The sequence below is a fragment of the Desulfuromonas sp. TF genome (assembly GCF_000472285.1).
Classification (GTDB): domain Bacteria; phylum Desulfobacterota; class Desulfuromonadia; order Desulfuromonadales; family ATBO01; genus ATBO01.
This window is the reverse complement of sequence record NZ_KI421413.1, coordinates 291979-313245: the sequence shown is the minus strand read 5'-3', so window position 1 is coordinate 313245 and position 21267 is coordinate 291979. Positions and strand designations below refer to the sequence as shown.

The following is a 21267-nucleotide window of genomic DNA, read 5'->3' as shown; positions in this document are numbered from 1 at the left end:
ATTTTAAGCGTGTGGGCAGGCGGACTGAATCGACATAAGGGATGCCGGGAAAGGGCCGAATTTTTTTCTCCATCTTTCGTGTGAAAAAAAAATATTCAAAAGTCGGTTGACACCTCACGGAAGTATGATCCTATTGGAATAAGACTTTCGATTATGAATTTGAACTTATGTTGTTATCCATCCTAAAGGAGTGCGGCCATGGCTAAGAAAAGAAGTAGGTTTTTGGTGTTCCTGCTTGTTTTGGCAGGTCTCTTCGGCGCTCTCGCTCTGATCTCCTGCGAAGGAGGGAGCAAATCCAGATCCGCCAAGGTAGCGGATACAAACCCTGTCGGCACAGATGGGGACCTGGACGGCGACGGGATCGGAGACGCGGTGGACAACTGTCCGACGGTGATCAATCCAGACCAGGCCGACACCGACGGCAATGGCATCGGTGATGCCTGTGAAGGGGATTCGGACGGCGATGGAGTCGACAGTTTCGTGGATAACTGTCCTGCCGTGCCGAACTCCGACCAGATCGACAGCGACGGAGACGGCATCGGCGATGCCTGCGATTTAGATCAGGATGGAGACGGCATCGACGACACTCTGGACAACTGCCCGAATATTCCCAATCCCGGCCAGGCCGACACCGACGGGGATGGCATCGGCGATGCCTGTACCGGCGACCGTGACGGCGATGGTGATGACGACTTCACCGACAACTGTCCCAATGTACCCAACCCTGACCAGGCTGATTCCAACGATGACGGCATCGGCGACGCCTGCAGCGGTGATACCGATGGCGACGGATTCAGCGATTTCCTCGATAATTGCCCAACGGTGCCTAACCCCGACCAGATCGACCTGGACGGCGATGGTATCGGCGACGCCTGCGAGGGAGACACGGAAGGTGACGGAGTACCTGATTTTATTGACAATTGCCCCGGCACCTTCAACCCTGACCAGACCGATACTGATGAAGACGGAATCGGCGACGTCTGCGAGAGCGATCGGGATGCTGATGGGGTGCCCGATTTCCAGGACAATTGTCCCAATATCTCCAATCCGGATCAGACGGATACCGATAATGATGGCATCGGAGATGCCTGCACGGAGGACCTCGACGGTGACGGGACCGATGATTTCCTTGATAACTGCCCCACGGTGCCCAACCCCGACCAGACCGACTCCGACGATAACGGGGTCGGCGATGCCTGCGAGGACGATTCCGACAGCGACGGAGTCATCGATTTCCTCGACAATTGCCCGGACACCGACAACCCGGCGCAGACCGACACAGACGGCGACGGCATCGGCGACGCCTGCGACAACTGTCCCGGCACCGCCAATTCCGATCAGACCGACACGGACGGCGACGGTATCGGCGACGCCTGTGACGCGTCACCTGTGGCCGACCTCTACCAGTGGATCGGCAATACACCGCTGACTGTAACGAGCGAGCAGGGTCTGCTGGCCAACGATCCGGACGGAACCACCATCGCAGCCTCTGACAGTGAAACCGCTCTCGGCGGTTCTGTGACGGTCAATGCCGACGGCAGCTTCACTTATATACCGGTGACCGGAACTACCGGCGACGATACCTTCACCTATACGCCGTCGGGCTCCGGCACTCCGGTAACTGTCACCATCGGGATGGACCATCTGGCCTGGTACGTGAACAACATTGCCGCTCCGGGTGGGGACGGACACTTCAATAGCCCCTTCAATGCCTTGACGGCGGCCGAGGTTGTCTCGAACGTGGGAGACACCGTCTTTGTCTATGAAGGCGACGGAACCTCCGCCAACCAGAGCCTGGGATTCATTCTGAAGGCGGACCAGAAACTGCTCGGCCAGGGGGTGGACTTCATCTTCAACGGCTTCACCATCGTTGCGGCGGCAGGTCCTCCGGTCATCGTCGACACCGCCGATCCGGTCGCGATCGTCAATGTGGCTTCCAACAACGAGGTGGCAGGGCTGCGTCTCCAAGGGGGGCAGGTGGGAAGCGCCGGTATTTCCGGCAGCGGCTCCGGCGGGTTCAATATCCATGAAAACAGCATTACCGGCACACGAAAAGAGGGAATTCTACTCTCAAACGTTTCCGGCAACGGATTCATTTCGAACAATATCATCGACGACACAAGGGGAGTAGGAATCAAGGTGAGCACCTCTACGGCGTCCGCCGCCAACCTTGATATCTCCGGCAATACTCTGGGTACGGCTGCGCTGGGGGTTGCCGATGACGGAATCCAGGTCATCTACGGACAGGGCGCCGCGGGCGGGAAGGTGATGATTGCAAATAACCAGGTCGAAAAATCAGGTGGTGCGGGAATCGTTCTGGAAGCCGGAGGGGCTTCAAAAGTGACCAGCACTCTGAGCGGAAACTCGGTCACCGGAACGGTAAGGCCCGGCATCAGATCCCTGTCCAGCGGCAGTGCAAAGCACCGCACTGTCCTGAAGATGAACCATGTCTCGAACACTTCCCAGGAAGGGATCGATCTCGAGGCCAACGAAACCAGCCGGTTGTCGGTCCTGGTCCTCGACAACACAATTGACGGCGGCCAGAGTTTTGCCGTCGACGCCCTCTCCGGCGGCAGCAACATCAAGCAATCGGTGCTGTGTCTGAACATGGCCAATACCGATGCCGACGCCGGCTTGCGGTTCAAGGTGGTCATCGAAGCCCTGGCGGCGTTCCTGGTCGAGGGCCCGACACAGGCCGATTTCGAGGCCGCCAACACCAACATAGGGCCCGTCAACTACGTGCCCCGGGTCATGACGGCGGAAGAGGAAGGCACGGGCATACGGTTCATCCCGGCCGGAACCTGCGGCTTCTAGCTCCTGGCGGGGGAGCGAGTAAGTCGGGGAAAGCCGGCGCTGCTTTCGGGCGGCGCCGGCATCATCCGAAGGCCATGATGGAGATGAGTATATGAAGCATCAGTCGGACAAAACCTTGAAGTCGGTCGCCAGGCCCGACGTCGAGCGGCCGATGGTTCTGGTGGTTGACGATGAGGTCTTCATGCGCCAGACCTGCCGTGCAGCCCTGGAGGAAGCCGGCTTCCAGGTGGAGGAGGCCTGCAGGGGGCAGGAAGCGCTCGACCTTTTTCTGCGGCTGCGCCCCGCCTTGGTGATCCTTGACCTGGTGATGCCGGAGATGGACGGATATGAAACCTGCGCCTATCTGCGGCTCTTAAAGGAAGGGAGGCACACGCCGATCCTGGCGGTCACCGGGCTTCAGGACACCGCTTCAATACTCAAAGCCTACGAGGCCGGAGCGAGCGATTGCATTTCCAAGCCGGTCAACGGAGAGCTTCTCGCCTGCCGAGCCCGCTACCTGGTACGGGCCGGCAGGGCCTTCGAAGAACTGGACAGAAGCGAGGCCCGCCTCGAACTTCTGGGGGCGGGTGTGGAGTCGTTGCCGATCGGCATCACTCTCAGCGATGCCGAAGGGAGGATCATTTACACCAATCCGGCTGAAGCGGCAATGCACGGCTACAAGGTGGAAGAACTCCTGCACCAGGATGCCCGGGTTCTGGCGCCGGAACATCTGCACGGCGCCCGGGTTCTGGAAAAGACCCACAAATGCGGCATATGGCGGCGGGAGAGCGTGAACCGACGCAAAGATGGTGAAGAGTTTCCGGTCCAGCTCGCTTCAGTCGTTGTCCGGAACGCTCGGAAGGAATCTCTCGGCACCGCCACTATCTGTGAGGACATCACCGAGCGCAAGAAGAACGAGCAGAAAATCCACCAGCTTGCCTATTATGACCCTCTCACCGGTCTTCCCAATCGAGCCCTCTTTCTCGATCGCCTGCAAAAGGCACTCGCATCGACCGACAGATCCAGGCAGGCGGTCGCCGTCCTTTTCCTCGACCTCGACAATTTCAAAGACATCAACGACACTCAGGGACACGAGTTCGGCGACAAGCTTCTCAAGGAGGTGGCCCGAAGGCTCTCCAGCTGCATCCGTGCGGCTGACACCCTGGCCCGGTTGGGAGGGGACGAGTTCGTGGTCATGTTGGCTGTCAGGCACGAGAAGACCGCCGCCAGCATGGCTCTTCGCATTCAGGAAACCTTCCGTCCGCCCTTCGAGATCGACGGGCGACTGACCTATGCCGGCTTCAGCATCGGTATTGCCCTTTATCCCAACGACGCTCCCGACCTGGAGGTGCTGCTGCGCTGCGCCGATACAGCCATGTACCGAGCCAAGGCAGGGGGCCGGCAAAACTATCAGTTCTTTTCGCCCGAGATGAACAGGGAAATCATGGAGAAGGTGGCCCTGGAATACGCACTTCGGCAGGCGCTTGACCGGCAGGAACTCACTCTGTGTTACCAACCCCAATGGGACCTGCAGACCGGAAGCCGCTGCGTGGTAGAGGTGCTTGCCCGTTGGCGCCACCCCGAGTTAGGTGATATATCGCCTGCGCGATTCATTCCTTTGGCCGAAAGCAGCGGCCTTATTTACAGGCTGGGAGAGTGGGTCCTGCGCTCTGCCTGTACCCAGGCCAAGGTCTGGGCCGAGGCGGGTTGTCCGGTGGAGAGGGTGGCCGTCAACATCTCGGGCCATCAATTGCGCCAGCCCGACTTTACCGATCTCATCGAGCGCGTACTGGCTGAGACGAAGCTCGATCCCGCGAGACTTGAGCTGGAGTTCACCGAGGGCGTCCTCATGGAGCACGCCGGACAAACGGCAACCATAATGCAAATCCTCAAGGGAATGGGGATCCAGCTCTCCATCGACGATTTCGGCACCGGTTACTCTTCCCTGAGCTACCTGAAGCATTTCCCGATCGACCGGATCAAGATCGATCGGGCATTTGTGGCCGGCATCGAGCGCGATCCGGGGGATACCGCCATCGTGACGGCGGTCATTGCCCTGGCCCACACCTTGAAGATCAAGGTTCTGGCCGAGGGGGTGGAGACCCGCGCCCAACTCGAGTTCCTGCAGGAAAGCGGCTGCAGCGAAGGCCAGGGATTCTTTCTGGGTGCCCCGATGAAAGCAGAGGAACTGGTCCGATGGTTGGAGGCGGAGTCGGAGATTTTTGCACCCGGACCGAAGGAGAAACAGATCTTGGCCCTTCAATATCTCGGCCAGCATCTTCAAACTTCATCTCCTTTCGGGTGAGTCGGCACTGCTTTCGGTCGGCGCCTGCACAAGGATTTTTGTTCTGACGGGAAAAAGGAAGAAAGGAGGAAGAGATGATCTGGATCGTTGGTGGCGTATTTTTAGGAGGGTTTTTGGTCGGCGTGGTATTCATGTCCCTTCTGGCCATGGCAAGAGATCCGGAAACCAGGCCTTCCCTTCCGGATGAAGCGGAAACCGGCTATTTGCAAAGGCGTCTGGCACCTGATGCCGCGGGAGAATGAGAACCTGGATCACGGCAGGAAAGGCTGACGGACAATCCGAAGGCCACCGGCAGGACGAGCCCTGACCTGCTACCGGGGGGCATGGCCTCTTTCTTCCTTTCGGCATGGCGGAAACGGAATCGGAGGGCGCCGGGAACCGATTTATTTGCCGCCTACGGGCATAATGGAGGCAGTATTAGCATGTTAAATCGAGGGTCTGCCAGTGATGGCAGGCTTTTTTTTGTGTAGGGGTGGGGTCGGGGCGTCAATCCGGTTCAGCACCACAAAATCGTCATTCTGGAAAACCGGCTCCCATTGGTCTTTGGCGCGCAGATCCTCGACGATGCTCGAATTCTTATTGAAAACTATCCAGTCGATCTCGTAGGCGTTGAGGAGAGATTCCCTCAGATCCTCAGAAAACACAATGCGCTTGTAATCGGAAAATATCTGTTCTCCATACATGTCGGCTCTGCCATCGATGAACACCCTGGGCGGGGGGTCGATCGCATAAAGAAGATACCCTCCAAGGTTGTATTCATTGAAAAGGTTCCCCTCTGGTCTGTTTGCATCGATGAAGGTGCTCAATTCCTCAATACGATCTCTTTGAGTGCTCAAGATGTGACGGGGTTCGAAGGGGTTATGAAAAGATTCAGCGAAGGTGCAGATGCCGATAAAGGCAGCACCCACGGCCAGAGTGAACAATGGGCCTGTTACAGCTGAGAGCGGCACGGGCTTGGCGGCTGAATTGGTGCGCAGCTTTATTGAACTTTTCTGGACCATCTGGTTGCATACCCTGGCCAGGAAGGGAGTGAGAATGATCACCATCACGCTGATGTTGCGTGCATGCATGAGAGCCGCATTGATAAAAAAAACGAAAAGCAGGCGCTCGGTCCATGAAAGTGAAGATCCTCTGAACGACATTACAAGAAACAGAAAGATCAGGAAATAGCGGAACTGCCAGAGAAGCCGAAGATCCGGGGATTGCCATTCGGGAATGCTCGTTACGAAAATCTCCTTCGTCACCTGGAGGGGGAACAACAGGAGTTCGAACCCGAACGGATTGATGCCGCTTGCGGCAATGCTTATCGCCAGAACAATGAGGGGGGATTTGAGATGAATGAACCGGGATGTCCATGGCAGTTTTTTGTCGGCCAGCCCATCGAGCAGGGATCCCGATATGAAGAAGGCCTGGAGCAGCAGCCCGAAAATGAAGCCGCCATGCATGTTTGCCCAGATCACCGTGATGAAAGGGAGCCCATAAAGCCAGCGTCCACCCTTGAGGAGGATGGCCAGGGTGACCGTGATGAAAAACCAGGAGAACAGGTGAGGACGCGCCGCAAGGTGCGTGCCGCACAGGTAATAAGCCAGCGAGACGCACAAGAGGGAGACCCATTTACCGGCAAATTGCCGGGTGACCCTGAACAATATCCAGAAGGAGAGCGAAACCAGCAGCAGAGCACCGCACACCACACCTCCCAGACCTGCGGCCCGGTGCAGCAGGGCCATGAGGACTTCCGACAGCCATTCATGGGAAATCCAACGGGTTCCGTTTGCGGTATGGGAAAATATATCGCTGGTCAAAAGAGCATTGTTGTCAACCATCACAGAACCGGCCTTGATATGCCAAAAAGGATCGCCGTCCTCCAGCAGGGTGTCATTGCGGAGAAATGATTTGACGAGAAAAGTGGTGAGGCAGAAAAGGCCGGCAATATCCGGCAGGAATTTTGGCATGTTGAACTCTCCAAGCGCACTATTCGATGCCCAAGAGAATGATTGCAGCACTCATTGTCTCAAGTTATACGCAGACCCTTCTGCGCCGCGATATTATCCATGAGGGCGAAATTCTGTCGCACGGCGGCTATGTTTTCTCCTTTTTGGATGATGGCGTTCTCAGCAACCGGTCCCAGCCATTTTGATGCGACATGAAGATAGTGCACCCTTTGAGGTTCGATCCCCATGATTCGGGCACTGGTGGCGTCCACGGACGGCAGATTTCGTCCCATCACCAGTACCCCAGCATGTTTTGGATCACCCATTATCGGCCCGTCCCCTTCCATGCCGATGATCCCGTCGACGATGGCGAAATGCGGCTTGACGGCGGCGTTGATGTCCAGTATGGAGCGTTCGATCCCATTCTGATGGAGTACATTCTTGGGCCATCCGTAGACGGCGCCCGGCATGACTCCGAAGAGATTCTTCATGCTCAGTGTCACCCCTGCCCAGTGGTGGGTTTTCATCTTGGCGACCGAGACGATCCAGTCCACCTCCTTGAGTGAAACGGGAAGAATGAGCGACTTCAGCCGGGTCAGACCGGTTCTGTTCGGCAGTATGAATAACGAATCATTGTTCAGATCGACGAACGGGATGCGATCCTCCCGAAGCGTTTCCGCCAGCCCCGATTCTTCGAGAACGTAGATGGAATCCCTTGAATGTCCCGCTCCTTCGCCGACCATGACTCCTTTTGCGCCCAGGGAGAGAAAGGCTTCCGCCGCTCCCCGGATGACCGCCGGATGGGTATTGATGTGTTCCGCTCCGCGACGGACCTCCACCATGTTGGGCTTGAGTAGAATCCTCTTCCCCCGGACTTCCTCCGGATGCACACCGATCTCTGCAAGCCCCCGGCGGACAACCGAGGCGATATCCGCGCCGTAGGAGTCCACTTTGGCGATGAAGGTTTCCGCCTTCGGCCGCTCGTGGCCGAACATCCAGGAGACACCGGAAACCCCTGCCACCAGAACTCCGGCCTCGAGGATGAATTCGCGACGGGTTATTCCGTCCTTTTCGTGATTCAAGTTTTACTCCCTTGCATCTGAAAAATCGACGATTGGGCCATATCCGGATGCGCCAGCAGCAGAAGGCAGAGATGGGTAGTCGAAAAACCGCCATAGAGAAAACGACGATTCATGCACCGATCAATGAACTCTCCGGCAGTTTCATGAGGGCGATTCCAGGCATTCAGTCCCAACAGTCCCCAGGATAGAGAAAAAGGGGTCCTGATTTCCGGAACCGTTTCGTTGAGATAGGCGATGCTTCCGATAACCTCTTTTTCCGTGATCAGACCGGAAAGAGCGCAAAGGGCCAGTCCTGTAGAGTCGGGCATGGGGCTGAGCTGCTGGCCGTAAACCTCGGTGTTGCCGTAATTCCAACCGCCGTCGTGCAGCTGTCTGTCCATGAGCATTTCGACGGCTTCGGCAATTCGCGAGTGGCCTCGATGTCCCGCCGACCGCAGGGCGATTACGGAAAGGGCCGTAGGTTCGACCCACGAGTGCGTATCGGCAATCCAGGGCCACCCCTTCAGGGCCGTGTTGTGAGCAAGCGGACTGCCCACCGGATTGTCTCCATGCACACCTGTGAAATGCAGAAGAAATGAAATGGCTCGCTGGAGGGGCTCCGCGCACTCCTGGAAGTTCATCCAGGCAAGGATCGCGAGTGGAGTGGGCCAGCAGGCCTGGGGATATTCGGGCAAAAGGGCAACCCCGCCGTCACCCGACTGGCTCCGGGTCAGGGAACGAAGAGCCGGGGCTATCGAAGCATGGTTTAAATCGACCGCGGAAAAAGCCATGACAGCCCAAGCCGTCGAATCGGGTCGGTATCCTTTGCCCGGGAACTCCTCGAATCCGCCCCCGGAAAGCGAGCGCTGGTTCAACTCGGTCAGGATTTTCAGGATAGCAGGATCCATCGTTTATCCTAAAAAAGACTTCAGCCCGAACAGGAAACTGAAAAGAAAACATGTATAGGCGTACGTCCCTGCCATCGGACGTGCAAGAGCCCTGAATCCATTCTTCTCGACCAATAAGGCTAGCAGCTGAAAAAAAGGGAAAGCAGTCAGTATATATCTTGCAGTTCCGGTGGTGTGCGGTGGGATCTTTATGTAATAAATCAGATTCATCAAGATCAGGCCGATCAGGAATACCCCATACGACGGGCGAAGTATCCGGCCGAATCGGACAAGGAGAAAGACGGTTGCAAAAATAACCAGGAGGTTGATGAAAGTGACCAGATCGAAGTGAAGGTAAGTAAAAAATCCGACGAAATCTTTCCAGACGGCCTCCCATGGCCATCCGGGCGAGCGATAAAAGGATTGCTGGCTCGCCACCCCGGCCATGGGAATCCCGAGCTTATGCCATAGATAGAACTGCATCCCTATGAAACCGATCAGGGGCTGTGAAATAAAGAAAAGAGGAGGGAAGCGCAATCGTCTAAAGTCGTAATCTACCGACCGGAAATATTCGAGAGCCAAACCGACGAAGATCAGCGCGCCGGGATTGCGGGTCAGCGACGCCAGCAGTCCGCAGATGCCGGCAAACTCCCATTTACCCTTCCTTGCAGAGAAAAAGCTGCCGAGGACCAGGAGCAGAAAGATCGACTCGGCGTAAACGGCGCTGAAAAAGGAGGTGGTCGGGAAAAAAGCAAGGAGCCAGACGGTTTTTTTTGAAACGCTTGGGCCGAAATCGATTTCTGTAAGACGATAGAGAAGGAACAAGGCGAAAAGAAAGCTGAGATTCGAGATAATGACTCCAGCCGCGGCCATGCCTGTCTGTTGACTTCCTCCAAGCTTTAAAAGCCAGGGATAAAAGGGGAAGAAGGCTGTCGTGATATTCTCGAAAATGTATCCGCTTCGGGCGATAACAAGGTAATAAACAGAATCATACGTCGTCCAGGGGTTAAGCCATGGATGGGAAACACCTTCCCAGGCACCGGGATCAGATATCCGACTGCGATGAATATGGCCCAGATAAACAAAAAGACCGCTCAAAACGCGCGAAGCGAGAAAGGCGAGAATAGTTGTTTTCCATGCTTCTTTTAGACTGTTTCCGGAGGGTGATGTCTCAGGTGTCATGAATCCTGTTCCCCGCATTGAAGAGTCTCGAAAGACTCAGAAATCCGATAAAAGCACTGAGCACACTTATTGACATGCCGGCCTTTTCACCAGATTGTCGCTGAAGGGTCAGCTCAATCTCATGATGTCCCGGCGGTACGGAAACGCTCACGAGACCTTCCGGTGAAGGCCGGACCGAGAGATCGCTTTCTTTAAGGCCATCAAGCGCTGCAGACCATCCGGGATAAAAAAGGTGCCGAATCTCCAGATCGGAAGGCTTCTCTGCAGCCGTCGCGACGACGATCCGCCGCGGTTGCCAGAGGGTGACCTTGGCATTTCCCCCCTCAATTACGGCTGCCGGACGTTTTTGCTGTTCGCCATAGAGCAGAGAGGGGGCTGCCCAGCGCGGTCTGTATTCGGGAACTTCCGGACTGGTATACAGCTCCTGTTTGATCACCCTCTGTTTTTCCGGATCCCACTCACCCGTCGCCCGGGCGTAAACCGTTGCCGCAGTCATAATCATCTGACTCAGGAAAAAAGAAGAAAAGAGAACGAGGGCAAATCTTTGATTCAGCGTCAGCTTCTTTTTCGGTCGGGAGTCAAAAATGGTTGACAGGGCAATGGCTGCCAGGGCCGTAACCGCGACTGTCAGCACGGTATTCATTCTATACGGAAACTGAATTCGTTGTAAGAGGGGAAGAGCCTTCCATGCAAAAGAACTAGCCTGCAACATCATGAAGACTGAAAAAATACTTATGGTCATCCAGAATCTTTTTTGTTTGGAATTGTTTTCATTATTATTGCCTATCAGATAAAAGCAGAGAACAGCTATTAAAAATACAGATACAGTGACAAAATTTAAACTGCTCAAAAAATAATGTGAATCGGGAGGTTGTTCATTTAATGATGAAAATAAGAAGTTTTTGGAATAATTGTATAAACCATTGTTCATGATATTCATACTTATATTTGATTGGGTTGTCAGTGCAGGAATGAGATAAAAAGCAGAAAGACCAAAAGACAAAATATTTGCAAAAATAATTCTTGAAATTAATTTAAGGTTAAAATTGCTTTTGCATAAGAATAAATTATATAAAATAGCAACGGGAGAAAACAGGAGAGTCGTTGGTAGATGGGTCATGATTAAAAGGGAGTAAACAACGGCATAACTCAGAATTGCCGACCTCTTACCTTCGACAACCAGATGAGAGCAGTACAGGATCAGAGGCATCCAGGCAAAAGCCCAGAATTCAGTAAATGCAAAACGCAGGTAAAGATCTATGAGAAGATGGTACGGCATGATCATGTAAAGGGCCGCCCCGATGGCAGCTGAATTTCTGTCGACCAGTTTCTCCAGCCAGAGATAAGCTCCGATGCCGGACAGAGCCAATGCCGAAGCAGAGGATAACCCCAATTGAAGCCAACCGGAATGGTCAAGGCCGAGAAGGGGAAGATGAAACAGGTTTGTAAAGAGGTAAGGGACAGGAAAGTAAAAGAAAAATGCCGGACTGCCCAACCCGGAATTCATGTTCATCAACCAGCGCGGATAGGGGTCTCCCGACCAGAACTGTTCAGCAAAATGCCTGGACCAAAGAAGATGGGTCAAAACATTGTGACCGGAATAGAAGTCCGAAAGAAAAGCAGGAATCGTAAAAACAGCCCCGGCAACTATTATGAGGATGTAATGACGATAAGCATTTTTAGATTTATCTGGCATACTTTACATCAATAGAAATTGTCTATCTGAAACGAATTAAAATCTGGATTCATCTCCGCAAAGGAGAAAAACCCGTGGAAAAATTTATTTATCCTCTGATGGCGGATATCGAATCTCAGCATTTCTGGTTCAGGGGAAGACGAGATATTCTGCAAAATCTTATGAGACAAAAAGTGGATAGACGGGAGGGAAAGCTTATTCTTGATGCCGGATGCGGTACAGGAGGAAACTTGAAGTGGCTTTCCGAATTCGGGCATGTTGTCGGTCTTGAACTCGATGAATATGCGGCCTCCATCGCCGTTGGAGAAGCGCCCGGATGCGTGGTCAGGGCAAAATTCCCCGATAAAATCCCTTTTAAAAAGAAAACCTTCGACATCATTACAATATTCGATGTGATTGAACACATTGAGAACGATTCCGAAACCCTTTTCTGCCTGGCAGAGAAGTTGAAATCTGACGGGATGATGCTGATTACCGTGCCTGCATTCCCCCATCTCTGGAGTGGTCATGATGTCGCTCACCACCATAAAAGGCGTTATTTGAAAGATCAATTGAAAGGAATCCTGACAGGAGCAGGACTGAAGGTCGAATACCTGAGCTATTTCAATTCGCTCCTATATCCAGCGATTGCCGTCAAAAGGATAATGAACAGGATGTTCTCTATCGAAGATGCGATAGATCTGAAGGTGCCACCAAGAAGATTAAACGACGTGCTGTACAAGACGTTTTCCTCTGAAAAAAATTGGATCGGCAAAATTCAGGTGCCATTCGGAGTATCGCTGATCGCAGTTGCGCGTCCAACCGAAACCCTATAACAGGATTTGCGTTTACCTGCCCCAGGTAAGGGGTTTTGAGACCCAGCCCCGTTGTCCGCTTTCATGCTTGACTTCCAGCCATCCTTCCTTCTCGTCCAAGACCTGAAAGGTCACACCCCTGTAGGCTTTGAATACGACGGGATGGTTTGTACCCGGACCCTTTCGGATATTCACCCTTGCCACTTCAACAACGACCCCCTTGGTATTCCCGACCTGAGATTTTTGGATCCAACCCACTCGTCCCTCGTAATCCCTCACACGGAAATATCCGTTTTTCTCTCCCTGAACGGACAAAGGATAGTAGCGGGGAGCCTGCAGTATGGTTTGTGATATTGTCGGAGAAGTATCGCTAAATATCTCTGATGTATGTGCGGTGACTGTTACAATTTCAGCATGACATATTCCGCATATAAAGAAAGGTAGTAATGCGCCCAGCAGATATCTCATCATTTTTCCTCCCTCTAAACTAGAATTCCGATGATCTTTGGTTAAACTATAACTAAAGACAGAAATTTTTCAATTCGCAGGAGGAATTCCAATGAGAAAATTTGATGAAATCGAAATATCCGTTGTTGTTCCGGCTTACAATGAAGAAGAAAGATTATATTCGACTCTTCCTCATCTATGGCGATCTCTCAAGCGGAGATTTAATAAATTTGAAATAATTGTTGTCGATGACGGCAGCACAGACGGAACTTCGGAACTTGTCAAGAGATTTTCCAAGGGACATTCGGAAGTTAGATTGATACGCTACGAAAACAACCGGGGAAAAGGTTATGCGGTCAGAACAGGGGTCCTTGCCGCTTCGGGTTCTTACGTCCTGTTCAGCGATGCCGACCTTTCCACTCCTGTCAGAGAAATCAGGAAGTTGCTGAAAGCATTATCCGAAGGATATGACGTTGCCATCGGTTCAAGAGCAACCCGTGAAGCACGAATCGTCAAATATCAGCCTTTCTATCGTGTCCTGCTGGGGAAATCCTTCAACAAACTGGTGCAACTCTTTACGGTCAGCGGCATCAGCGACACCCAGTGCGGCTTCAAATGTTTCAAAAGAAATGCGGCACGGGAGATTTTCGGTTGCTGTAGAATCGACGGTTTCAGTTTCGATGTGGAGGCGCTCTTTGTCGCCCGACACAAGGGGTTCGATATAGCGGAAATTGGCGTTCTGTGGCGGAATAATCCGCTAAGCAAGGTAAACCCCGTGTTTCATTCCATGCAGATGCTGCGGGATCTCTTTATCATCCGATTATTCGGCGTGACGGGTAGCTATGGTGCGACCTCGGAGGTCCGCAGTAGAATGACCGCTTGATCATCCCGATAGGTTTCACGCCATCCTCTGGCTTCCAGATAGCGGATGAGCGGACCGGGAGGGTAGAGCACCCAATCGATTTCGTAGGACGCGAGCAGTTCATCCGCTTCTTCCTCAAGGGTTACGATTTTTGCGTAATCCTCCACGATCTTTTGCCCATACATATCGAGCCGCCCGTCAGCAAATAGCTTCGGCGGCGGATCCATGGCATAAATCAGGTAATCCCCCATTTCATCATAGTTGAACATATTGCCGGCGGGAGTATCCTTCGAAAGGTACTCGACTGCTTCTCTGGAGAATTTATCCGGAAGGGCGATGAGAGCATTGGCCGCCTTCTTCAAGTCCGGCCATTGGTTGATGCCCAGAACCAGGAAAATACAGAGAAGTGTTGTTGATAGCGGGCCGGAAACTTTGGAGAGCGTCAGTTGTTTAATGATCTCATGCTTCCTGAAAGAGGCCAGTCTTTGTTGAAAAGGGAGAAGGGCCTGCACCAGGAAAGGGGTAAGAAAGATTCCAGCTATACTCATATGTCTTGAATGGACCAGGGCAGCATTGATTAAAAAAAGAAGAAGAAAACGATAGGTCCAGCTTACGGACGAGGCTCCGAAAAAAAGAAGAAAAACAATAAGAAGCAGATAGAGCCGAAACTCCCAAAAAGCTTGAAGATTCGGTGACATCCACTCACTGATCAAATGACTGAATGAACCGCTGGATACCTGGAAAGGAAATAACAGCAGTTTATAGCCGAAAGGATTGATGCATGCTGCAGCCAGGCTCAAGAAAAGAACGATAGCCGGTGTTTTCTGTCTGGCGATGGCTCTTCTCCATTCGTAAATCCCGGTCGCTGAAAGGTCCTCCGCTATATTGCCGACGATAAAGAGTCCCTGAAGGGTCAAGCCAAGTGCAAAGCCTCCGTGCAGATTGGCCCATGGAATCATCAACAGCGGCAGAAGAAAAAGCCGTCGCCCGCCTTTATGCAGGATGTAGAGCGTAATCAACCCCAACAGCCAGGTGAATATATGAGGTCGCGCCAGAAGGTGGGATATGGTGAGAGTAACGGCAATGGATACGACCAAAATGGAAAGCCACTCTTTGGCGCCTACCTGGGCTGCGATCTGGAACAGCATCCAATAACTCAGCGCCGCTATCAGAAAATAAAAAATGACTACTCCGGGAATACCGCCGACGTTGTGGATGGCTCCCATGATGACTTCCGCAAGCCATTCATGCGATGTCCAGGATTGCCCGTAGACCGTATGAGAATAGAAGTCCTTGGTGACCAGTTCCTTCTGTTCCAGTATGAGAGTGCCAAATTTGATGTGCCATAAGGTATCGCCGTCACGAAGTGCTCTTTGGCCGGCGAAGAGCACCATGATAATAAAAATGACGAAGCAATAAGCTCCGCCGATATCTGGAAGAAACCGTAATTTCAAGAGATTACCTCAGAGACTTCAATCATTGGACGCGGATCAAATCTGATAAAGGCGGATTTAAAAGCGGTGCCTCATCTCAAAAATCTATTTTAACCGCAGATACACGCAGATTAACGCAGATGAAATCAGGTCCGAAATTCTGCTTTTGCCCTGATCTGTGGCCATCTGCATTCATCTGCGGCCAAATATGCCTTTTATTCCCCTGACCTCATGCTCATCCGGTACCGGTACAGACGATCCAGATTGTCCTGGGCCCGTGCATAATATGTGGGATTCAGTTCCAAGGCCTGTATAAAAGCTTTCTCTGCCAGATCCCAGTTCCCTTGAGTCATGTGTATATACCCGATGTTGTTGTAGGCCGATGCCTTGCCTACGGTCTTCTCGAAGAGCCGGAGGGCATTTTCGTCCTGTCCATTCAACACATAGGCTGCGGCAAGATTATTCCGCATCATGATGCTCGGTGTCTCAAGACTCATGGCCTTGGAGAAGGTGGCAATCGCTTCCGAATAGCGGCCCTGGAGTAGATAATTGAAGCCCAGGTTGTTGTATCCGGATGCTTTGTGAGGCTTCAGTTCAATCACCCTGGTATACAGAGGTTCGGCCAAAAGCTCTTGACCAAGAGCATCATAGGTCACGGCCATCTCGGTCAGGACTTCAATATCGTCCGGCCCGGCTGCACGCGCTTTTTCCAGGTGCACGACAGCTGCTTCGGGGTCACCCTGTTTTCGATAAGCCATGGCCATTCCAAGCAGGGCGGGACGGTAGTTTTCATCATGTTCCAAGCCTTTGGCGAAAGCATCCCGCGCTTTGGAGAATTCTCCTTTAGCAAGCAGAACCTGACCGATACCCGTGCAGGCCGGTGCGGATTTCGGATTCTTTGCAAGGGCTACGGAGAAGTGCAGGGTGGCCAGTTGGAGATTTCCCTTCTTAAGGTAAGCATTCCCTTTGTGGACCAATTCCTCCTCACCGAGGTTGGAGAGCGCCTTTTCCTTGTCCACTTGATCGTCGAAATTCTTGAGGGAAATCGGATCCGCGGGTTTCTGGTGGACCGTGGTGCTGCAGGCGCAAAGGAAAGAAAAGAGAACGAGTAAGGTCGTCTTTCTAACGAGAGCGACGGGGGTGAAAAATCTGTTCCCTGAATTAGAGTGGAGATTGAATTTGAACAAGATGACACCTCCTGTAATATTCGCCTTATCCGCCTTCGCCGAGGCTAGTCGGACAAGCGTCTCACGCCTGAAAACGTACCTATTTCCCTCCCCCAAGAACCGGGAAAAGAACCGTGGCGATCTGAATGGCCGCCGGCCCGACAAGGACGACAAAGATAGCCGGGAAAATGAAAAAGATCAGGGGGAAAATCAACTTCACTGTCGATTTCGCCGCTTTCTCCTCGGCAATCTGCCGCCGTTTAACTCGCATGGCATCCGCATGAACGCGAAGCGCTTTTGCAACGCTGGTGCCGAAGCGGCTGGTCTGAACGAGGATGGTCATCAGGTTGTGAACCTCGGAAAGGCCGGTGCGGACGGAAAGGTCCTTGAAACTTTCATCCCTGGGTCTCCCCGCCCTGATTTCAAGGTTGGTCAGATGGAATTCATCACTCAGGTTGGAGTCGATGGGGCGGATTTCATCACCCACCCGCTTGAAGGTCATATCGAGACCGAGACCGGATTCGACGCACACGACCATCAGGTCGAGAGCATCGGGAAGAGCTTTTTCCATGGCACTTTGGCGCCCTCGGGCGACCAGCCAGATGTAGATATTCGGGAGTAAAAAACCGAGACCCGCAAGAGCGATGCATATCAGGAACATGTCGGGGGTAAAGCGGTAAAACAGCTTCGTCACCAGATATGCGGCAGGGAAAAGGACTCCTAGCACAACTTTGGCAGTCAGGAAGGTTCTAAACGCTTTTTCCGATCTGAAACCGGCCCGAATCAGCTTAAGGCGAAGCTTTTTCTTTGTGGCTCCTTTCCTGGGCGCGACAACTTCATGGAGGGGCCTGGAAATTTTGGCGACCAGTCCGTTTCCCTCATCTTCCAACAGTTTTGGTTTCTGCAAAATGGCGGTTTTGCTGCCGGAAGGCGAAAGACGTGCAAGTCTCTGACTAAGGGCACTCCTTCGGTTGAAGATGAAAAAAATCGCTAGGATGGCAGTAGCGACCGTCAGAAAGGTCAATGTCAGGATTCCATAGTAATCGAGATTATCCAGGAGGACGTAAAAATAATTCAATAGCGTATTCATAGATACCTCTATATCTCGATCGAGACAATCTTCTTGATGAAATAGGCTCCTGTGATCTGTAAAATCACCGCACCGTACATCATGTAAAGTCCGGCTTCGTGTTGCCACAGGGAGGATATGTAGTCATAGTTAACGAAATACACGTAGATGAACATAAGAATGGGAAGGGCGATGAGAATGCCTGCCGAATATCTTCCTTCAGCGGTCAGTGCTTTTACCTGACGCGCGAACTGAACTCTTTCCCTTATAAGGCGACTTATGTTGTCGAGAATCTCGGCGATGTTGCCTCCAGTCTCCTTCTGAACCAGCACGGCGATGGTGAAGAAACGCATGTCCATTCCCGGTACCCGCTCGCACAAATTGTAAAGTGCTTCCTTCAGAGTGAGTCCCAGATTTACCTCGTCGACAACCGCGGCAAACTCCGACTTGATCGGTTCGGCCATTTCCTCGGCGATAACCTCAAGTCCCGCAGTCAGGGCGTATCCTGATCGTACCGCCCGTGCCAGAAGGTCGAGAGCTTCGGGTAGTTGTTCCTGGAACTTGGCGTAATAAGTTTTTTCCGCGATTTTTAGAAGGAAATACGGAAGCGCCAGGAGCAGCACACCCAACCCCAGGGCTGGCAGGGTCTGGGTGAAGTATCTGAGACCGAGGAGAAGACCAATCCCCCCGAGGGCGATGCTGCCGACGATAAAGGTCGTGGCATTGAGGGGGATTTTCGCCTTCAGCAGCATGCGGTCCAGGCTGGGGATTCGCGGGAGCTTGAAGACGAGCCTCTCGAAAAATCCGGCATCCTTCAGTGCCCGGTCCCGATACAGCGTCAATTTCTCCTGACCATGCTTGCCGCCCGCCGATATGTAAAGGAGACGTTTCTTTACCGTGCGTTTTTCGGCAAATTTGCTTTCCGCCCAGAAGAGATAAAGCAATTCGACGATGGTAAATGTAAATAGAAAGACGGCACCTAATAAAAAGACTGTCAGCAGATCCATAATGCCTCCGCTACTCGTAATACTTGCTTGTGGAGAAGAGATCGTCGGGAATGTCGATGCCGGCGAGTTCAAGTTTTTCGGCGAACTTGGGGCGAATGCCCGTCGCCGTGAAGCGGCCGAGCACCTTTCCGTTCCTATCGATCCCCTTTTTCTCAAATACGAAGATCTCCTGAAGGGTGATCACCTCGCCTTCCATCCCGACCACTTCGCTGACGGAGGTGATCTTCCTGGTGCCGTCGGTCATGCGGGAAACCTGAATAATCAAATCAAGGGCGGAAGAAGCCATGAAGCGCATGGTTTTTTCGGGAAGATCGACGCCGGACATCAGGATCATCGACTCGAGACGCGTCAGGGAATCCCGGGGAGTATTGGCATGAACAGTGGTCAGGGAGCCCTCGTGACCGGTATTCATCGCCTGCAGCATGTCAAATGATTCGGCGCCGCGGACCTCGCCGATGATGATCCTGTCGGGACGCATCCGAAGGCTGTTGCGCACCAGGTCCCGCTGAGTGACCGTTCCGGTCCCCTCAATGCTGGGCGGCCGGGTTTCGAGGCGGACAACATGCTCCTGCTGCAGCTGGAGTTCCGCGGAATCCTCGATGGTGACGATCCGTTCGTTGGCGGGGATAGACGCCGAAAGGATGTTGAGCAGTGTCGTTTTACCCGCGCCTGTTCCGCCGGAGATCATGATGTTGAGTTTGGCCTTGATGCAGCCCGCAAAAAATATCGCCACGTCGGGAGTGAGGGTTTTGTTCCTGATCAGATCTTCCATTTTCAGCGGTTTGACTGCAAAGCGGCGGATGGAGAGCGTCGGGCCGTCGATCGCCAGGGGAGGGATGATGGCATTGACGCGGGAACCGTCCGGAAGTCTGGCATCGACCATCGGGGAAGATTCGTCGATGCGGCGCCCGACCCGGGAGATGATCCGGTCGATGATGTTCATCAGGTGGCCGTTATCGATGAAACGGGCATTCGTTTTTTCGAGCAGGCCATGACGTTCAACGTAGATGTTTTTATAGGTATTGCAGAGGATATCAGAAACGGTCGGGTCTTTGAAAAACGGCTCGATCGGCCCCAGCCCCATCAGTTCATCGAGGATCTCGAGAACCAGGGAGTTTCGCTCCTCCTCATTAAGCAGAACTTTCTCTTCGCTCAGGAAATAATCGACCAGGCTGGCGATTTCGGGTCTGATCTCGGAGGCATTCAGGGTGTCCAGAGCTGAAAGATTGGCTTCCTCGATAAGGCGGCTATGAATTTTCTGCTTTACCTCATAAAAGAAGTTTTCTCTTTCGGATATCGCCCGTACCGTCTCTTCGAGAGGTTGAATATTCAGAGCTTCGCCGCCTTTGCCGCTTCTGCCGAGAAGGTCTTTAAGTGCCACGGTTTCCTCCTAAATCGCTTTTCCGAAAGCTCCCCTGATTCCCCGATAAGCCTCAGATGCTTGAGGGTTCAGCAGATGTCTGGAAAAGTCGAAAACGTTTTTTGAAAAAGGAGCCTGAGGATTGAATCCGACAAGTGGCGCTCCCCGGTTGATCGAAGATACGATATCGTCAAAATCGTTCGGGAAAAGCCAGTAAATCTTTTTCCCCAGAGTTTTTTCCACCTCCTCGATAGACAGGGTGCCGCCTTTTGTATATCGGTTGACGACGAATTCCATTTTTTGCGGATTGAGGCCATGCTTTTGGATTGAACGGAAAAGCCGTGCGGCATTTCGAATCGCCGGCACCGACATGTCCGTGACGATGAAAACCTTGTGCGAGGCGTTGAACGCTTCGACCGTACACTCGTCGATGTACATGGAAGTGCAATCCACAACGATATGATCGTAGAGCTTTTTGACCAGATCGAACGTCTTTTCAATGTGATCGGCACGAATATCTTCACTTTGCTCGGGGTTCGGAGGGGCGGCAAGAAAATCCACGCCGCTTCTATGCCTGGTCATGCAGCCTCTGAGCAGAGCGACATCCAGGCGATGATAGTTCTTGCAGATATCGATAAAGGAGGTTGGAGGAACCATGTCCAGAAGCACGGAACTGTCTCCGGACTGGAAGCTCATGTCGCACAGTGCCACGGAACCTCCCTTGCTCTTCACGAGAGCCGCGGCGGCGTTCACGGCGATGACCGTGGAACCGAGCCCCCCCTTGCTGCTGATGAAGCTGTAGATCTTCCCTTTGGCCATCTTGCCGTTGGTTGCAAGCTTGGTGCGGACCTCTTCAATCGCTTTGGTCAGTAGTTCCGGATCGACAGGAGCAAGCAAATATTCGGATACGCCCGCTTTCATGACCTCGACGATATGCTTGGGACGTTTGTCCGTGGAAACGACGAAAATGGCCGCTTGGGGGAAATCCTGGGAGAGGTCGGAGAGTCTGGCGAAAATCTCGGTCGATTCCGGCACATCATTCACGATGATGATATTCGGATTCGATTTTACGGAAGTGAGGCCCCGTTCACCCGGTGAATCGTGCCATTGAACCACCTGGATGTCAGAAATTCTCTTCAATTCTTCCGATATCGATTCCTTAATCCTGACATCATCGATTTTGATAGATAGTATGAGATCTTTTGCCATTAGTCCGTCCTTTGTATGATCATGATTTACTTAAATTCTATATCACATATGTTGATGAGCAAGTT

The 21267-nt window shown here is 52.8% G+C and carries 17 protein-coding genes; 5 read left to right on the top strand and 12 right to left on the bottom strand.

The genetic code is table 11. The annotated features are described in order from the left end of the window. The first annotated feature begins 198 nt into the window (after positions 1 to 198). From DTF_RS27730 to DTF_RS26385, 3 genes are all read left to right on the top strand, one after another. The gene (locus DTF_RS27730; RefSeq protein WP_081702784.1) at positions 199 to 2814 is read left to right on the top strand and encodes a thrombospondin type 3 repeat-containing protein; all 2616 of its coding nucleotides are present in this window, start codon (positions 199 to 201) and stop codon (positions 2812 to 2814) included. Positions 2815 to 2905: 91 nt separating this feature from the next. After that, the gene (locus tag DTF_RS21805) at positions 2906 to 5098 is read left to right on the top strand and encodes a bifunctional diguanylate cyclase/phosphodiesterase (protein ID WP_051360862.1); all 2193 of its coding nucleotides are present in this window, start codon (positions 2906 to 2908) and stop codon (positions 5096 to 5098) included. Positions 5099 to 5172: 74 nt separating this feature from the next. Continuing rightward, positions 5173 to 5340 (top strand): hypothetical protein, encoded by a 168-nt coding sequence (locus tag DTF_RS26385; protein ID WP_155890710.1) that lies wholly within the window; start codon positions 5173 to 5175, stop codon positions 5338 to 5340. Between the two features lie 183 nt (positions 5341 to 5523). On the opposite strand, the gene DTF_RS0103995 is transcribed toward DTF_RS26385, so the two are convergent. From DTF_RS0103995 to DTF_RS0103975, 5 genes are read right to left on the bottom strand one after another with little or no spacing between them, the layout of a single operon-like run. Continuing rightward, positions 5524 to 7050, bottom strand: coding sequence for a hypothetical protein (locus DTF_RS0103995; RefSeq protein ID WP_027714271.1), 1527 nt, complete (start codon positions 7048 to 7050; stop codon positions 5524 to 5526). Positions 7051 to 7109: 59 nt separating this feature from the next. Then, positions 7110 to 8111, bottom strand: a complete 1002-nt coding sequence (locus tag DTF_RS0103990) for a DUF362 domain-containing protein (RefSeq protein WP_027714270.1) — start codon at positions 8109 to 8111, stop codon at positions 7110 to 7112. Then, complete coding sequence (locus DTF_RS21800; protein WP_051360860.1) at positions 8108 to 8998, bottom strand: prenyltransferase/squalene oxidase repeat-containing protein; 891 nt, start codon at positions 8996 to 8998, stop codon at positions 8108 to 8110. The genes DTF_RS0103990 and DTF_RS21800 overlap by 4 nt, the downstream gene beginning before the upstream one ends. A gap of 3 nt (positions 8999 to 9001) precedes the next feature. After that, positions 9002 to 10159: a mannosyltransferase family protein gene (locus tag DTF_RS25155; protein ID WP_162148589.1), complete on the bottom strand. Its 1158-nt coding sequence runs from the start codon at positions 10157 to 10159 to the stop codon at positions 9002 to 9004. Beyond that, positions 10149 to 11855, bottom strand: coding sequence for a 6-pyruvoyl-tetrahydropterin synthase-related protein (locus DTF_RS0103975; RefSeq protein ID WP_027714268.1), 1707 nt, complete (start codon positions 11853 to 11855; stop codon positions 10149 to 10151). Before DTF_RS0103975 ends, DTF_RS25155 begins: the two co-directional genes overlap by 11 nt. A 74-nt stretch (positions 11856 to 11929) precedes the next feature. Here DTF_RS0103975 and DTF_RS0103970 point away from each other — a divergent pair, with 74 nt between their 5' ends. Next, positions 11930 to 12670 carry a bifunctional 2-polyprenyl-6-hydroxyphenol methylase/3-demethylubiquinol 3-O-methyltransferase UbiG gene (locus tag DTF_RS0103970; protein ID WP_027714267.1) on the top strand — a complete coding sequence of 247 codons (741 nt, stop codon included), beginning with the start codon at positions 11930 to 11932 and terminating at the stop codon, positions 12668 to 12670. Between the two features lie 12 nt (positions 12671 to 12682). On the opposite strand, the gene DTF_RS25955 is transcribed toward DTF_RS0103970, so the two are convergent. Beyond that, positions 12683 to 13120 (bottom strand): SH3 domain-containing protein, encoded by a 438-nt coding sequence (locus DTF_RS25955; RefSeq protein WP_081702783.1) that lies wholly within the window; start codon positions 13118 to 13120, stop codon positions 12683 to 12685. Between the two features lie 88 nt (positions 13121 to 13208). Between DTF_RS25955 and DTF_RS0103960 the strand changes: the two genes are divergently transcribed. Next, on the top strand, positions 13209 to 13979 hold the full coding sequence (locus DTF_RS0103960) for a dolichyl-phosphate beta-glucosyltransferase (RefSeq protein WP_027714266.1): 771 nt from the start codon (positions 13209 to 13211) through the stop codon (positions 13977 to 13979). Here the strand turns inward: DTF_RS0103960 and DTF_RS0103955 are convergent. From DTF_RS0103955 to DTF_RS0103930, 6 genes are all read right to left on the bottom strand, one after another. Next, the gene (locus tag DTF_RS0103955; RefSeq protein WP_155890706.1) at positions 13937 to 15412 is read right to left on the bottom strand and encodes a hypothetical protein; all 1476 of its coding nucleotides are present in this window, start codon (positions 15410 to 15412) and stop codon (positions 13937 to 13939) included. The two genes, DTF_RS0103960 and DTF_RS0103955, sit on opposite strands and share 43 nt — an antisense overlap. A gap of 194 nt (positions 15413 to 15606) precedes the next feature. Continuing rightward, a complete protein-coding gene (locus DTF_RS0103950; protein WP_162148588.1) occupies positions 15607 to 16410 on the bottom strand; it encodes a lipopolysaccharide assembly protein LapB in 804 nt (267 codons plus the stop codon). A gap of 247 nt (positions 16411 to 16657) precedes the next feature. Then, positions 16658 to 17251, bottom strand: a complete 594-nt coding sequence (locus DTF_RS26820) for a type II secretion system F family protein (protein WP_162148587.1) — start codon at positions 17249 to 17251, stop codon at positions 16658 to 16660. A 404-nt stretch (positions 17252 to 17655) separates the two neighbouring features. Then, the gene (locus tag DTF_RS25150; RefSeq protein WP_051360853.1) at positions 17656 to 18633 is read right to left on the bottom strand and encodes a type II secretion system F family protein; all 978 of its coding nucleotides are present in this window, start codon (positions 18631 to 18633) and stop codon (positions 17656 to 17658) included. A gap of 10 nt (positions 18634 to 18643) precedes the next feature. Continuing rightward, positions 18644 to 19966 carry an ATPase, T2SS/T4P/T4SS family gene (locus DTF_RS0103935; protein ID WP_035055748.1) on the bottom strand — a complete coding sequence of 441 codons (1323 nt, stop codon included), beginning with the start codon at positions 19964 to 19966 and terminating at the stop codon, positions 18644 to 18646. 57 nt (positions 19967 to 20023) lie between these two features. Continuing rightward, positions 20024 to 21133 (bottom strand): AAA family ATPase, encoded by a 1110-nt coding sequence (locus DTF_RS0103930; protein ID WP_162148586.1) that lies wholly within the window; start codon positions 21131 to 21133, stop codon positions 20024 to 20026. Positions 21134 to 21267: the final 134 nt, after the last annotated feature.